Origin of the sequence: Xanthomonas sp., assembly GCF_017163755.1 — a bacterium.
GTDB lineage: Bacteria > Pseudomonadota > Gammaproteobacteria > Xanthomonadales > Xanthomonadaceae > Xanthomonas_A.
In genome coordinates this window covers 61,350-75,896 of sequence record NZ_JAFIWC010000012.1, presented here as the reverse complement: position 1 = coordinate 75,896, position 14,547 = coordinate 61,350, and the positions used below count along the sequence as shown (strand labels likewise).

Annotated in this window: 17 protein-coding genes; 8 read left to right on the top strand and 9 right to left on the bottom strand. The window is 71.0% G+C overall.

What is annotated here, in order from left to right:
• Nucleotides 1-60: 60 nt before the first annotated feature.
• Nucleotides 61-945 (bottom strand): hypothetical protein, encoded by an 885-nt coding sequence (locus tag JR065_RS09905; protein ID WP_206233935.1) that lies wholly within the window; start codon nt 943-945, stop codon nt 61-63.
• A gap of 86 nt (nt 946-1,031) precedes the next feature.
• On the opposite strand from JR065_RS09905, the gene JR065_RS09900 reads away from it, so the two are divergent.
• Entirely contained in the window at nt 1,032-2,327 is a 1,296-nt protein-coding gene (locus JR065_RS09900; protein ID WP_206234002.1) for an acetyl-CoA C-acetyltransferase, read from the top strand.
• A 558-nt stretch (nt 2,328-2,885) separates the two neighbouring features.
• Entirely contained in the window at nt 2,886-3,110 is a 225-nt protein-coding gene (locus tag JR065_RS09895) for a hypothetical protein (RefSeq protein WP_206233934.1), read from the top strand.
• Between the two features lie 155 nt (nt 3,111-3,265).
• On the opposite strand, the gene JR065_RS09890 is transcribed toward JR065_RS09895, so the two are convergent.
• The 3 genes from JR065_RS09890 to JR065_RS09880 form a co-directional block, all read right to left on the bottom strand.
• Nucleotides 3,266-4,528: a heme biosynthesis protein HemY gene (locus tag JR065_RS09890; protein WP_206233933.1), complete on the bottom strand. Its 1,263-nt coding sequence runs from the start codon at nt 4,526-4,528 to the stop codon at nt 3,266-3,268.
• Nucleotides 4,525-5,502 (bottom strand): uroporphyrinogen-III C-methyltransferase, encoded by a 978-nt coding sequence (locus tag JR065_RS09885; RefSeq protein ID WP_206233931.1) that lies wholly within the window; start codon nt 5,500-5,502, stop codon nt 4,525-4,527. Before JR065_RS09885 ends, JR065_RS09890 begins: the two co-directional genes overlap by 4 nt.
• 122 nt (nt 5,503-5,624) lie before the next feature.
• On the bottom strand, nt 5,625-6,401 hold the full coding sequence (locus JR065_RS09880; RefSeq protein WP_429001852.1) for a uroporphyrinogen-III synthase: 777 nt from the start codon (nt 6,399-6,401) through the stop codon (nt 5,625-5,627).
• A gap of 45 nt (nt 6,402-6,446) precedes the next feature.
• Here JR065_RS09880 and JR065_RS09875 point away from each other — a divergent pair, with 45 nt between their 5' ends.
• The 5 genes from JR065_RS09875 (at nt 6,447) to JR065_RS09855 (ending at nt 9,533) form a co-directional block, all read left to right on the top strand.
• A complete protein-coding gene (locus JR065_RS09875; RefSeq protein WP_206233929.1) occupies nt 6,447-6,917 on the top strand; it encodes a YiiD C-terminal domain-containing protein in 471 nt (156 codons plus the stop codon).
• Between the two features lie 33 nt (nt 6,918-6,950).
• Nucleotides 6,951-7,373, top strand: coding sequence for a hypothetical protein (locus tag JR065_RS09870; protein WP_429001851.1), 423 nt, complete (start codon nt 6,951-6,953; stop codon nt 7,371-7,373).
• A gap of 67 nt (nt 7,374-7,440) precedes the next feature.
• Nucleotides 7,441-7,875, top strand: coding sequence for a rhodanese-like domain-containing protein (locus JR065_RS09865; RefSeq protein WP_206233928.1), 435 nt, complete (start codon nt 7,441-7,443; stop codon nt 7,873-7,875).
• A gap of 89 nt (nt 7,876-7,964) precedes the next feature.
• Entirely contained in the window at nt 7,965-8,483 is a 519-nt protein-coding gene (gene secB / locus JR065_RS09860; RefSeq protein WP_206233927.1) for a protein-export chaperone SecB, read from the top strand.
• A gap of 21 nt (nt 8,484-8,504) precedes the next feature.
• Nucleotides 8,505-9,533, top strand: a complete 1,029-nt coding sequence (locus tag JR065_RS09855; protein ID WP_206233926.1) for an NAD(P)H-dependent glycerol-3-phosphate dehydrogenase — start codon at nt 8,505-8,507, stop codon at nt 9,531-9,533.
• Nucleotides 9,534-9,719: 186 nt separating this feature from the next.
• Here JR065_RS09855 and JR065_RS09850 read toward each other — a convergent pair whose 3' ends face one another.
• From JR065_RS09850 to JR065_RS09840, 3 genes are all read right to left on the bottom strand, one after another.
• A complete protein-coding gene (locus JR065_RS09850) occupies nt 9,720-10,292 on the bottom strand; it encodes an Ax21 family protein (protein ID WP_206233925.1) in 573 nt (190 codons plus the stop codon).
• Nucleotides 10,293-10,742: 450 nt separating this feature from the next.
• Complete coding sequence (locus JR065_RS09845) at nt 10,743-11,498, bottom strand: SDR family NAD(P)-dependent oxidoreductase (RefSeq protein ID WP_206233924.1); 756 nt, start codon at nt 11,496-11,498, stop codon at nt 10,743-10,745.
• A 232-nt stretch (nt 11,499-11,730) separates the two neighbouring features.
• A complete protein-coding gene (locus JR065_RS09840) occupies nt 11,731-12,279 on the bottom strand; it encodes a type 1 glutamine amidotransferase domain-containing protein (RefSeq protein WP_206233923.1) in 549 nt (182 codons plus the stop codon).
• Nucleotides 12,280-12,440: 161 nt separating this feature from the next.
• On the opposite strand from JR065_RS09840, the gene JR065_RS09835 reads away from it, so the two are divergent.
• Entirely contained in the window at nt 12,441-13,334 is an 894-nt protein-coding gene (locus JR065_RS09835; RefSeq protein WP_206233921.1) for an AraC family transcriptional regulator, read from the top strand.
• Nucleotides 13,335-13,502: 168 nt separating this feature from the next.
• Here JR065_RS09835 and JR065_RS09830 read toward each other — a convergent pair whose 3' ends face one another.
• Both JR065_RS09830 and JR065_RS09825 read right to left on the bottom strand, forming a co-directional pair.
• On the bottom strand, nt 13,503-13,982 hold the full coding sequence (locus JR065_RS09830) for a tRNA (cytidine(34)-2'-O)-methyltransferase (protein ID WP_206233920.1): 480 nt from the start codon (nt 13,980-13,982) through the stop codon (nt 13,503-13,505).
• Between the two features lie 53 nt (nt 13,983-14,035).
• A complete protein-coding gene (locus JR065_RS09825; protein WP_206233919.1) occupies nt 14,036-14,446 on the bottom strand; it encodes a hypothetical protein in 411 nt (136 codons plus the stop codon).
• Nucleotides 14,447-14,547 lie beyond the last annotated feature (101 nt).

Below are 14,547 nucleotides of genomic sequence, written 5' to 3'. Positions count from 1 at the left end.
ACGCGCTTTCCGAAGAAGGGACGGGGTCGTCCACCGACAACGGCGGTTCCCGGCGTCGCTTCAGGCCGCCAGCGCCTGCCTCGCGTCCTGCCCGGCCTCGCAGTGCACGTACAGCACCGGCACGCCGTGCGCCTCCAGCACCGCGGCCAGCTGCCGCTGGCGCGCCAGGTATTGTTCGTAGACGCGCTGCAGGCGCTCGCAGTCCTGCCGGTCGTAGGCGTAATGCGCGCACCAGCTGGCTGGGTCGAACAGGGCCATGCGCACCTCCCCGCCGCGGTAGCGCAGCAGCGGCTCGGGCGGGGCGGCCAGCCACTCTTCCTGGTCCGGCGCCAGCAGCGCGGTCTCGATCAGCGGCCACAGCGGCGCCAGGCCCTGGTTGTCGTACTGCATCGACATCATCGCGGCCAGGTCGTTGCCGGTCAGGTAGCGCGCGTGCTCGATCTGCGCGCCGAACGCCTGCTGCGCGAGCAGCGCGGTGTCCGGCTGCGCCATGCCCTGCGCCAGCAGCCGCTCTTCCAGCGCGTCGGCGACCGGACGCACCGTCTCGGCCGGGCCGCTGAGCAGGAATGGCACCACCCGCAGCGCGCCGCCGAGCAGCGCGGCGTCGGCCTGGAACGGCAGCGGCACGCTGCCATCGGCGTCGGCGCCGAAGGCCAGCAGGCGCGGGCCGGCATCGCGGCCGGGGGCGCGGGCGCGCAGCTCGTCCAGGCGGCGGTGCATCGGCCAGCCCGGGCGCAGCACCTCCGCCGGGTCGAAATGGGCGCCGGCCAGGCTCAGCTCCAGTTCGCGCACCGCCGGCACCAGTTGCGCCAGGTCGCGGCCGACCTTCTCGGCCAGTTCGCCGGCCAGCGCATGCGGCAGGGCCGCGTGCGCCGGTGCCGCGCCTCCGGCGAGTTCGAGGGCGATCACGCCCCGGGCGTTGGTGCTGGTATCGGCTTGGCTCATCGTTTGGCGGTTGGCCCGTCGCGGGCGCAAAGCTACACTCGCTTCATTATGCCTGCGCTAACGTGCAGGTCATGTCCCCGACCCTCATGCGAGGTAATCCCATGCCAGCAGCCCGTCCCGTCGCCATCCTCGGCGGCGTCCGCATTCCGTTTTGCCGGCAGAACACGGCATATGCGGATGTGGGGAATCTCGGCATGTCGGTACGGACGCTCGGGGCGCTGGTGGAACGCTACGGCCTGCACGGCCAGCAGCTGGGCGAAGTGGCGATGGGGGCGGTGATCAAGCACTCCAGCGACTGGAACCTGGGCCGCGAGGCGGCACTGTCCTCCGGCCTGTCGCCGCTCACGCCCGGCATCACCCTGCAGCGCGCCTGCGGCACCAGCCTGGACAGCATCATCACCGTGGCCAACAAGATCGCGCTGGGGCAGATCGACTCGGGCATCGGCGGCGGCTCGGACACCACCTCCGAGGTGCCGATCGTCTATGGCAAGAAGCTGCGCGCCAGGCTGCTGGCGGCCAACCGCGCCAAGACCACCGGCGACAAGATCCGCGCGCTGACCCGCAGCTTCAAGTTCGCCGAGCTCAAGCCCGAATTCCCCGGCGTGGCCGAGCCGCGCACCGGCAAGAGCATGGGTGACCACTGCGAGGACATGGCCAAGCAGTGGAACATCGCGCGCGACTCGCAGGACGCCTGGGCGGTGTCCTCGCACAAGAAGCTGGCCGCCGCCTACGAGCGCGGCTTCTTCGCCGACCTGATCGCCCCGTTCCGCGGCGTGGAGCGCGACAACATCCTGCGCGCCGACACCTCGCTGGAGAAGCTGGCCACGCTGAAGCCGGCGTTCGACAAGACCAGCGGCCGCGGCACCCTGACCGCCGCCAACTCCACGCCGCTGACCGATGGCGCCGCTGCGGTGCTGCTGGCCTCAGAGGAATGGGCGCAGGCGCACGGGCATGTGCCGATGGCCTATCTGCGCGATGCGCAGGTCGCGGCGGTGGACTTCGTGCATGGCGAAGGCCTGCTGATGGCGCCGACCATCGCCGTGCCGGACATGCTCAAGCGCCACGGCCTGAGCCTGCAGGACTTCGACATCTACGAGATCCACGAGGCCTTCGCCGCGCAGGTGCTGTGCACGCTGCGCGCCTGGGAGAGCGAGGACTACTGCCGCAACCGGCTCGGGCTGGACGCGCCGCTGGGGCAGATCGACCCGGCCAAGATCAATCCGCTGGGCTCGTCGCTGGCCACCGGGCATCCGTTCGCCGCCACCGGCGCGCGCATCGTCGCCACCGTGGCCAAGCAGCTGCAGGAGCGCGGCGGCGGCCGTGCCCTGATCTCGATCTGCACCGCCGGCGGCATGGGCGTGGTGGCGATCGTCGAGCGCTGACGGCGCCACGGCGCCGGCGGCGCAGGGCCGGCCTTTCCGCACTGCAGGCTGCCGCCTTCCGGATCGCGGCTATGCCGGCTTCCGCGCCCGGCCGATAGCGCCTGCCGTCGCGTGGGTGGGGGCCGCGGCGGCACGGCGCGCAAGCCGGGCGCAAGCCCACAGGCACAGGCGTATTCGCGCCGCGCAGCCGCGCTTGGCAACGCCGTCGCCGCCGCTGCGTGTTAGGACGAGCGTAAGGTCTCGCTGAGCTGACTGCACGGGGCTCCGCCCGCACCCTCATCCGGCCCTGCGGGCCACCTTCTCCCAAGGGGAGAAGGAAACAGCCGCGGCGCGCTTAAGCCCCTCTCCCACCGGGAGAGGGGTTGGGGTGAGGGTACGGCGCGAAAGCGCGCATACGTTCTACTGGCACACGCCATGGCTGTTGCTGCTGGTGCTGGTCAGCATGCTGATCTACGCGATCGTCGCGGTGATCGTGCGCAAGCGCAGCGCGCACCTGCTTGGGCTGTGCCAGGCGCACCGCCGCCGCCGCAACGGCTTCCTGCTGCTGATGGCGGGTGGGTGCTGCTGCCGCCGGCGCTGGGCTATGCCATCGGCCGCGTCATCGATGCGCAGGCCGGCGTGGTGGTCGGCATCGTGCTGTTCCTGGCGATGTTCGTGGTCGGCATCCACGGCGCGCGGCTGCTGATCCCGCGGCGGATCGACGAGGGCTATGCACGCTACCGCGGTGTGTGCGATGTGTTCCTGGCCCGCTTGCCGCCGCTGCCGCCGGGCCTGCGCAGCTGAGGCCGGACCGGCGCCGGCTCGCCACGTAGCCAGCGCCGCAGCCGATCCTCCATCGCGATGGCGCGCGCCCCTGCGCGCAGCCGACGCGCGGCGCCGAGCCACGCACAGCGCCGCGTCGCAGGGCCGTGCGTCGGCCACTCATCCACGCGCGCAGTTCACTCGCGCAGCCGCGGCAGCCCGTGCTCGTCGCGATCCTCGCCCACCGCCAGGTCCTGGATCTGGCCGCGCAGCGCGCGTGGCGGCAATGGCAGCGGCGCCTCGCCGCGGCCCACGCGCAGCGCGTTCGCGTAGCACAGCTGCGCCAGCGCCGCTTCGCCATGTTCGGCGTAGCCGTCGCCGAACGCTTCCCACGCCTCGGCGCCGGCGCCCTGCGCCAGCGCCCGGTGCAGGAACTCCTCGGCCAGCGGCCATTGCTGCTGCTGCCGCGCCAGTCGCGCCAGGGTCACCAGCAGCGCCGGGCTCTGCGGATGCGCCTGCAGCCAGCGCTGCGCGCTGGCGCGGCGCGAGTCGTATTTCTCCACCGGCAGGCGCCCGTACAGCGCGGCCAGCGATTCGTCCCAGCGCGTGTCCAGCGCCTGCTCCAGGCTGCGCAGCGCCGCCTCGTCCCAGCGCAGCGCCGCCGCGCGCACGGCATAGGCGCCGACCACCGCCGGCTCGCTGCGCAGCGACTTGGGCAGGCTTTCCCAGCGCTCGGCCAGTTCGTTGGCATCGGCGGCCTGCTGCAGCGCGGCCGCGGCCAGCCGCGATTCCAGCGCGGCGCTGGCGTCCAGCGGCAGCGCCTGCTGCTGGCGGAGCGCGCCGAGCTGCCCGTAGGCCTCGCCGGCGCGCCCGATCTGGGTCAGCGCCTCGGTGCGCAGCAACAGTCCGCGCGGCGGCAGCGGCTGTGCCGCGGCCACGTCCAGCGCGTTGATCGCATCGACCGGACGCTGCAGCGCCAGGTGGCGCTCGGCCTGCAGCAGCGCATGCGCGCCGGCGTCGCGCTCGGCCAGGCGCTGCAGGTATTGCGTCGCCGCGGCCGCATCGCCGCGCGCGTCGGCGGCACGTACCGCGGCGGCCAGCGCGATGGCGCTGACCGGCGGGTCGTCGGCGGCCGCGTTCAGCTGCTTCTCGGCGCGCTGCCAGTGGCCGCTGTGCAGCGCGCTCAGGCCCTCGATCAGGCGCGCGCGCGACTGCTGGCGGCGGTGCCGGCCCCAGGCGCGGAACGGGAACGCGAGCAGCCTGCACAGCAGCCACAGCACCAGGAACGCGATCAGCAGCAGCAATACCGCCTGCGGCATCGGCGCGATGTAGTCGTTGCCACCGACGCGGACCACGACCTCGCCGAGGTCGCGGACGTGGTTCTGGGCCAGGAACTGGGCGCCAAGCACGCCCAGGGCGATCACGATCAGCAGCACGATCACGCTGCGCAATGGTTTCATGGTGCGGTCCTCCCGTCGCGCATGCTGCGCAGTTGCTGCAAGGTGGTGCCCAGCTCGGCGATCGCCGGGCGCAGCGCGGTGTCGCGCAAGGCCTTGAGCGTGGCGCGGCGCTCGCGCAGCGCCGCCGAATCCGGCCACAGGCGCTGCAGCCAGGTCGCGGCGCGGTCCAGCGCGGCGCGGTAGCCGTTGCCGTCGCCGCGCTCCAGCGCCGCGCGCGCCAGGCTCAATTCGAGCTGCAGCGCGTCGTGCGCGGCGAGCCGCTCGGAGCGGGCCACGAGCACGCCGGGCTGGGTGGGGCGGATCTTGACCAGTGGCGCCAGCAGGCGCTGCCACAGCGGCGGCTGCGCGTGTTCGGCGGGCTGGACCGGCAACGCGTCCAGGCTGGCGGCGAAGGCGTCCAGGCGCGCCGACAGGCTCGCCTGCGGGCCGTCGCCGAGCGCGTCGAGCGCGGTGCGCTCCTGCAGCAGCACCTGGCGCAGGTTGAGATAGGTCGGATCGTCCACGCCTTCCAGCACGCCGCCGGCCAGCGCGTAGGCGCGCCGCGCGCCCTGCACGTCGCCGGCGATCGCCAGGCGCTGCTGGCCCTGGCTCAGCAGCAGTTCGACCTCGTCCAGGCGCAAGGCCTGCGCGCCGTGGCGGTTCGGGTCGGCGAGCCTGGCCACGCTGTCCTCGAGCAGCGCGTTGCGCTGGCTCAGGCCGAGCATCTCGTCGCGCAGCACGCGGTTGGTGCTGGCCGCGTCCTGTACCCGCTGGACCGTGGCGCGCTGGTCGCGGCGCAGGGCGTCCAGGTTGCGCTCCAGCGCCTGCAGTTGCTGCTGCAGGTCCGACTGCACGGCGCTCGCGCGCGCGGCGCGCGCCTGCCACGCTTCCCAGCCGCGCCAGCCGGCCAACGCCAGTGCCGCCAGCACGGCGACGACCAGCAGCAGCCAGATCCAGCGGCTGGACCGACGCGGTGGGGCAGGGATTTCATTCATCATCAGCATCCTTGTCGGCCATGATCAACCTCCGTCGCGACGAGGGCGACGGCAGGAGGATGGCACCTTCGAAGCATGGCGCGAGCGGCGCGCATGCCGCAAGCCGCACCTGCGGGCCGCGTTCAGCGAAGCGCCGCCCCTATCGCGGCGCGCGCGGCGGCGGCCAGTTGCCGTGGACGCGGCCCGTCGGCCTCCACCACCTGGACGAAGCCCAGTGCGCGGGCCGCGTCGGCCAGCCGCGCGCTGGCCGCGACCAGCGGCTGCCGGCGCCATTGCCCGGCGATGTCCTCGGGCAGCTGCGCCAGCACCCGCTGCAGCGCCTCGCCGCTGCTGACCGCGAGCACGCCGGGCCCGATCGCCGCGCGCAGCCGCGCCAGGGTGCGCACCTGCAGCGGCAGCGGCACGCGGCGGTAGACATCGGCGCGGTACAGCGGGGTGCCGCGCGCCTGCAGCTGCGCGGCGAGCAGGCCGCGGCCGCCGGGCGCGGTCACCAGCCCGACCGCGCCGTCGATGCCGGCCAGCTGCGGCAACGCGAGCAGGCCCTCGCTGTCCATCCGTGCGGGCGCGGCGACCTCGGCGATGCCGTGGCGCCGCAGCGCGCGTGCGGTGCCGCCGCCCACCGCCAGCCAGCGCTGGCCCGGTTGCGCGCGCAGCGGGCGCAGCGCCGCCGCCGCGCGCACCGCCGCCGGGCTGCTGAACACCACCCGCGGCGCCGCCAGCGCCGTATCCAGCGCGTCGCGCGCGTCGTCGTCGTCGATCGCCTGCAGGCGCCATGGCGACACCGCGAGCAGCGCCGCGCCGACCTGCGCGGCGGCGCGACGCAGCGGCGCATGCTCGCCCTGCGGACGCAGCGAGATCAGGTGCCAGGGACCGGGGGCCGGGGTTGCATGCGCGCTCATGCCAGGCATTATGCGAGCCCCGAACCACGGCACCAATCGCACGCGATGGCAGCGGATCCTTCTTTCGACGCATTCTTGCGCCAGCTGCAGGGCCAGTTCGATGCGATGCCGCCGGTGGCGGCGCTGCAGGCCGCGGTGCAGGGCTATGCGGCGCGGCGCCTGCGCGTGAGCGCGCCGCTGGCGGCCAACGTCAACGACAAGGGCAACGCGTTCGGCGGCAGCCTGGGTTCGGTGATGACCCTGGCCGGCTGGGCGCTGGTCAACTGCGAGCTGCACCGCGCCGGACTGCAGGCCGACGTCTATGTCGCCGATACCCAGGTGCGCTATCTGGCGCCGCTGTACGACGACCTGCACGCGCAGGCCGGCGCCGACGCGGATGCGGACTGGGAGGTGTTCGTGCAGACCTTGCGCCAGCGCGGCCGCGCACGCATCGGCATCCAGGCGCAGGTGGGGCCGGCGCAGGGCGCGGCCAGCGCGACGCTGAGCGGTCGCTTCGTGGCGATCGCGAAAGGGTAGGATGCGCGCTGGGTCCGTCCGGGGTTCGTTGCCATGCATCCGATGTTCCGCGCCGCCGCGCTGCTGCTGCTGTTGGCCGTGGCCGGCGACGCCCTGGCCGCCAGCCGCAGCCAGCGCAACAAGCTCGAGCAGGTCCAGACCGCATACACGGCGACGATCCGCTGGAGCGAATTCGAGACGGCCTGGGATGCGGTGGATCCGGCCTACCGCCTGGCGCATCCGCTGACCGAACTGGAACTGGAGCGCTACCGGCAGGTGCAGGTGTCCTCGTACAAGGTGGGGCGCGTGGCCGGCACGCCCGACGGCGAGGTCACCCGCGACATCGAACTGGGCGTGATCAACCGCAACACCCAGGCCGAGCGCACCGTGCGCTACCGCGAGCGCTGGCGCTGGGACCCGCAGGCCAAGACCTGGTGGCTGCAGGACGGGCTGCCGGACCTGTGGAACGGGCAGTAGCGCCGCGGCAGCCGTGGCGGCGGCCAGCTGTGCGACAATCGGCGCCCGTTTCCCGCCCCTCATTCCTGTGAATCTCGAAGAACTGCAGGCCTTCGCCGGCCGCAACCCGATGCTGGCCCTGGCCCTGGTCGGACTGACCATCGCCCTTATCGTCACCGAAGTGGCGCGCCTGTTCCGCGGCTTCAAGTCGTTGCGCCCGGCCGAACTGACCCGGCTGATCAACAGCGAGAACGCGCTGGTGATCGACCTGTCGGCATCGGCGGACTTCGAGAAGGGGCACATCGCCGGCAGCCGCAACGTGGCGCCGAGCCAGTTCGGCCCGGAAAGCAAGCAGGTGGCCAACGCCAAGAGCTCGCCGGTGGTGCTGGTGTGCCGCACCGGCACCGCCTCCAGCGGCGCGGCCAAGCAACTGAAGAAGGCCGGCTTCGAACAGGTCTACGTGCTCGATGGCGGCATCGCCGCCTGGCAGCAGGCCGAACTGCCGCTGGTCAAGGGCCGCTGATCCGCCCGCGTCCGCCGGGCCACGGTGCCGTGGTTCCGCATGTGATAATCCCGATTCTTTCTGTTATCTGAATCCACCGGAGTCAAGAAATGTCCGACGTCACCAACAACGGCGCCGCGGCGCCGGCCGAAGCCGCTGCTGGCCCCGCGTTCACCATCGAGAAGATCTACGTCAAGGACGTTTCGTTCGAATCGCCCAACTCGCCGACGGTGTTCAACGACAGCGCCCAGCCGGAACTGCAGCTCAACCTCAACCAGCGCGTGCAGCGCCTGAACGAGCAGGCCTTCGAAGTGGTGCTCGCGGTGACCCTGACCTGCACCGCCGCCGGCAAGACCGCGTACGTGGCCGAAGTGCAGCAGGCCGGCGTGTTCGGCCTGGTCGGCCTGGAGCCGCAGGCGATCGACGTGCTGCTCGGCACGCAGTGCCCGAACATCCTGTTCCCGTACGTGCGTTCGCTGGTCAGCGACCTGATCCAGGCCGGCGGCTTCCCGCCGTTCTTCCTGCAGCCGATCAACTTCGAAGCGCTGTACGCCGAGACCCTGCGCCAGCGCGCGCAGCAGGGCGAGAACCAGTCGCTGGCCGACTCGGAACCGGCCGGCAACGCCTGAGCGCCGGCCCGTTCGCACGCAATGAGCGATAAGCCAGCGAACAAGATCGCCGTTCTCGGCGCCGGCTCCTGGGGCACCGCCCTGGCCGCGCTGACCGCACGGCACGGGTTCCCGACCGTGCTGTGGGGGCGCGACGCCGCCGTGGCCGATGCCATCGGCCAGCGCCACGAGAATCCGCGCTACCTGCCGGACATCGCGCTGCCGCCGACGCTGCAGGCCACCACCGACCTGGCCGAGGCGGTGCGCGATGCCAGCTGGATCCTGGTGGTGGTGCCGTCGCACGCCTTCACCGAAACCCTGCACCAGCTGGCGCCGCTGCGCCCGCCGCACGCCGGCGTGGCGTGGGCGACCAAGGGCTTCGAGCCGGGCTCCGGGCGTTTCCTGCACGAGGTGGCGCAGCAGATCTTCGGCGACGCGGTGCCGCTGGCGGTGGTCACCGGCCCGTCGTTCGCCAAGGAAGTGGCGCTGGACCTGCCGACCGCGGTCACCGTGCACGGCGACGACGCCGCGTTCGCGCAGCGCGTCGCCGACGCGATGCACGGCCCGACCTTCCGCGCCTACACCGGCGACGACATGGTCGGTGCCGAACTGGGCGGGGCGATGAAGAACGTGCTGGCGGTGGCCACCGGCGTGGCCGACGGCATGGGTCTGGGCCTGAACGCCCGCGCCGGGCTGATCACCCGCGGGCTCAACGAGATGCTGCGCCTGGCCGCGGCGATCGGCGGCAAGCCGGAGACGCTGATGGGCCTGGCCGGGCTCGGCGACCTGGTGCTGACCTGCACCGGCGACCTGTCGCGCAACCGCCGGCTGGGCCTGGCGCTGGGCCGCGGCCAGGCGCTGGACGAGGCGGTGCGCGCGATCGGCCAGGTGGTCGAATCGGTGCAGACCGCCGACGAGGTGATGCGCCAGGCCGAGCGCCACGGCATCGACCTGCCGATCTCCAACGCGGTGCGCGCGGTGCTGCACGGCGAGCTGACCCCGGCGGTCGGCCTGCAGCAGTTGCTGGCGCGCGAGCAGAAGCCCGAGTACCCGCGAACGCTGTTCAGCTGACCCGTCGGCGAGCGCGAAACGAAAAAGCCCGGCTTCGGCCGGGCTTTTTTTCTTCCATCGCGCTATGCGTCCGAGGGTTCGAACGCGTGCGCAGCCGCAAAAAGAAGAAGCCCGGTCGCAAGACCGGGCTTCCAACCGCGCGCAGCGGGAGAGAGAGACGTTGCGCGCGGCGTTACGCGGTACGGCTTACCAGCTGAAGCGCGGGCCGACGAACCATTCCTTGTCGCCGTCGTTGTTCATCTTCAGGTCCGCGCTCAGGCCCCAGTTCTGGTTGAGCTTGGCCTGGGCGCCGAGGCGGCCGTAGAACTCGCCATCCGGGTTGATGCCGTCCTTCTTGGTGTAGTCCTCGTAGCCGCCCAGCGCGTAGACCTCGAAGTACGGGTTGAACGCGGTGCGCACGCCGGCTTCGACGCTGTAGCCGTTGAACTTGGTGCCGAATTCGGGATCGAAGCGCTGGTAGGCGACGCGGGTCACCAGGTCGGTGCTGTTGGCGATCTCGTGGTTGTAGCCCACGCCCACGCGCCACTGGTCGACATCGACATCGCCAAAGTCGGTCTTCTGGCGGTTGAAGTCGCCGAACACGCTGAAGTTGGGGTTGATCGCGTACGAGCCCTTGATGGCCCAGCCATCGGCGTCGCCGCCATCGGCGTCGGTCTTCACGTAGCCGGCTTCAGCGTAGTTGTAGGACAGCCCTTCGGCGGCAGAGGCAGCGAACGGCAGGGTGGCCAGGAGGCCGAGAGCAAGCAGGGAAGTCTTCATAATCGGAATACCTTGTTATTGGTTTGTCGGCGCTGAGGCGGTGAGCCGTTCGCTGCCGATATGTAAATTATCCGTTATGCGTTCGAACCTGCCCTGAATATCAAACTGACCAGTACATAAATTAGCCGCCCAAATGCGGAACTTTGTACGTGACATCGGACTGCAAACCCGTTCCATCCTAGGGATGGGGACAAACGGCAAAGAGGCGGCTCGAAAATTCGGCCCGATACGGCGTCTTCCGCAAGCGATGCGTGGTCTCTGCCGTGGCCCGGCGGTGCCCATTCTGGCGCTCGTTGCTGGTCCACTCGGTGGGGCAAGGCGAAGGCTCGGTCGTCCGTTGCGCGATGCCGCCGGCTAGGCCTTCCTGCTGCGGCCGCAAAGACGAAGCCGGCACTTGCGACAGCTGCCGCGGCGATGGCTGCGGCATCCTCATCCAACCGGGGCGCGAGCTCAGATGGCCTGGCCGCCGGAGACCTCGATGCGCTGGCCGGTGATCCAGCGGTTGTCCGGGCCCAGCAGGCTGGCGATCATCGGACCGATGTCGTCGGGCACGCCGACCCGGCCCAGCGCGATCATGTCGGCGAACTGCTTGTTCAGGTCGGGCATGTCGCGCACCGCACCGCCGAGGAAGTCGGTTTCGATCGCGCCGGGCGCCACCGTGTTGACGGTGATGCCGCGGCTGCCCAGTTCCTTGGCCATGCACACGCTGAGGATCTCGACCGCGCCCTTGGCCGTGGAATAGGCGGAAAAGCCGGGGTACGTCACCCGGGTCAGGCCCGAGGACAGATTGACGATGCGCCCGCCGTCGGCCAGCAGCGGCAGCAGCGCCTGGGTGAGGAAGAACACCCCTTTGACGTGGACGTTGAACAGCGCATCGAACTGCGCTTCGGTGGTCTCGGCGAAGGCGGCCATGTCGCCGTGCCCGGCGTTGTTGACCAGGTGGTCGAACGTATCGCGACTCCAGGTGTCGGCCAGCGCCGCGGCAACGTTGTGGGTGAAGCGCGCGAAGGTCGACACGTCGCCCGTGTCCAGCTGCAGGGCGACGGCCTTGCGGCCCAGCGCCTGGATCTGGCCGACGACCTCGCGCGCGGCGGCTTCGCCGCTGCGGTAGGTCAGGATCACATCGCCGCCGTGGCGGGCGATGCTCAATGCGGTGTTGCGGCCGAGGCCCCGGCTGGCGCCGGTAACGAGCGAAATCGTGGACATCTGAGGCTCCTGTCAGTGGTGTCGAGGCGACGGAAACAATGTCGGGCGGGGCCATCTGGGCGGGTTGCCGGTTCCTCGGCTCTTCTTGCCTATTTCCATGGTCGTCGTGGGCCGAGCGGCGCCCGCGATCGCTCGGCGGGGCGACCGCCTGCATCCGCCGCGCTCCGGCGGCATGCCTGGGAATGCGCTGGGCGCCGCTCGCTTCCTTCTTCGAAGCGATCGGGCTCCGCACTCAGCGCAGGGCGTCGAGAATGGCGCGGTTGAAGGCCGGAATGTCGGAAGGCATGCGGCTGGTGATGATGTTGCCGTCGACCACGACCTCGGCATCGACCACTTCCGAACCGGCGTTCTTCAGATCCACGCGGATGGAGTACCAGCCGGTGGTGCGCCGGCCGCGGACCAGGTCCGCCTCGATCAGCAGCCAGGGACCGTGGCAGATCGAGGCCACCGGCTTGCCGGCGTCGGCCACGGCGCGAATGAGCTCGATCGCCTTGGGGAACATGCGCAGCGAGTCGGGGTTGGTGACGCCGCCGGGAAGCACGAGGCCATCGTAGGCGCCGGCATCGACCTGCTCCAGGGTCATGTCGGGAGTGAAGGTCCGCTCCGAAGGATTGGAGATGCCGGCGGCCTCGTCGTAGATCACTCCGCGAATGGGCCGGGCATGGGGCGCGGCCAGCGTGACCTCGATGCCGGCATCGAGCAGGGCCTGGCGCGGCTGGGCCAGTTCGGCTTCCTCGAAGCCATGGGTGGCCAACATCAGAACACGGGTCTTGCGCGTCATGTGCGTCTCCTGGTGGGAAGCGGGCCGGGCGGAATGCCCGGCGCCGGTGCACGATCACTCTGGTCCCGAGCGGGCCGGGCCGGTTGCCGGAACCTCGCACGTTCTTGCCTGATGCTCCGGCGCGATTGCATTCTCCACGCGGGCGGGACTATCGTTCGCCGATGGCCGACACCCTGCTCGCCGCCGTCCGCGGCTACGCGGACTTCCATGCCGACGCCCATGGCGTCGCGGACACGCCGATCGCCGGGTTGACGACGATCCGCGCCACCACGCCCAGCGAATTGCAGTACGCCATCTCGCGTCCGCTGGTCGCCCTGGTCGTGCAAGGCAGCAAGCGCGTGATGATGGGCAGCCGCACCTTCGACTTCGGCGCCGGCGACTGCCTACTCATCACCGCCGACGTGCCCACCGTCAGCCAGATCACCCGCGCCGATGCGGGCGCGCCGTACTACTCGCTGGTGTTCGACCTGGACCCGGCGGTGATCGAAGCGCTCGCGCTGGAGATGGACGTGGCGCAGGAACAGATCGGCGCGCCGGTACGGGTCGAACCGACCGAAAGCGAGGTCGCCGACGCCGCGCTGCGCCTGCTGCGCCTGCTCGATCGCCCGGCCGCCATGCCGGTCCTGAAGGCGCAATTCATCCGCGAGATGCACTTCTGGCTGCTGGCCGGACGCCATGGCCCGGCGATCCGCAATCTGGGCATGGCCGAAGGCAGCGCCCAGCGCGTGGCGCGGGCGGTGGCCATCATCCGGTCCGACTACGCGCAGCCGCTGCGGGTGGAACGCCTGGCCGAGGCGGCGGGCATGAGCGCCTCGACGTTCCACCAGCACTTCCGTGCCGTCACCACGCTCTCGCCGCTGCAGTTCCAGAAGCAGCTGCGCCTGATCGAAGCGCGGCGCATGATGTTGTCGGAAGGCACCTCGGCCAGCAGTGCCGCCTATGCCGTGGGCTACGAGAGCGTGCCGCAGTTCACCCGCGAGTACGGCCGGATGTTCGGCGCCCCGCCGGTGCGCGATATCCGGGTCGCCAAGACCAGGGTCCATGCCACGGCCTGAGCGCGGCTGACGCGCCACCGGAAAGGGCGGTCACATTCCGGCGGTTCATGGCCCAGGATCAGGGGGCGCTTGCGGCCCGCAGCGGCATTGCCTGGCGGTCCCTGCAACTCGCGGGGGCCGAGCCGCCCGCGAATCCGGCGACACATCGCCGGCTGCGTGTTTGAGCCGCTACTGGCTGCCCGCGAATCCCAGCTGGCGCCAGGCTTCGAACACCACCACGGCGACGGCGTTGGACAGGTTGAGGCTGCGGTTGTCCGGGCGCATCGGCAGGCGCAGGCGGTGTCCGGGCGCGACCTGCGCCAGCACGTCGGCGGGCAGGCCGCGAGTCTCCGGTCCGAACAGAAACGCATCGCCATCGGCAAAGGCAGGTGCGTCGTAGCGGGTGTCGCTGCGGGTGCTCAGCGCGAACAGGCGCGGCGGTGCGATCGCATGCAGGGCCGCATCCAGCGAGGCGTGAACCTGCAGGCGGGCGTACTCGTGGTAGTCCAGGCCGGCGCGCTTGAGCTGTCGGTCGCTGAGGTCGAAGCCTAGCGGCTCGATCAGGTGCAGCTGCGCGCCGGTGTTGGCGCAAAGGCGGATCACGTTGCCCGTGTTGGGCGGTATTTCGGGTTGGAACAGCAGTACGTGAAGCGTGGGCGTGGCGGTCATCGGCGCAGTTTACGCGTCGGCTCCGGCCGGCGCCGGGGAATCCTTTCTCCGGCTCAGCGCACCAGCTGGGTGGCCAGGTTCTGGCCCAGGCCCTGCAGGCTGGGCTGCAACTGCAGCATCGCGTTGTTCAGCGCGCCGCTGACCGCGGTGCCGATGACGAAGGCGGCCTGCGCTTCGGCGGCCTGCGCGGCGCTCGGACGCACCTGCACCGCGGCCAGGGTGACCACGCGCTGGCCCATCGCCGTTTCCGCGTTGAGCTGCGCGATCTGCTCGGCCGACGGACGCACCTGCACCGATGCCAGGGTGGGGATGCCGCTGGCCAGTTCGGCGTCGCGCTGCGCCAGCTGATCGGCGGACGGGCGAACCTGCACCGTCTCCAGGGTGGTGACGGCATTGGCGGCGAAGCTCGGCGCGGCGAAGGCGGCGGCGATGGCGAAGGTCAGGGCGAAGGAAGCGGTTTTCATGGCGGGCCTCGTTGTCTTGGTGTTGTTGAGCAGTGGTGTGGTAGTAAGGTAGTACACCGAATCAGGAAGAGCAAGCGGTTTTTCTGGTTTTCTAATTTTAT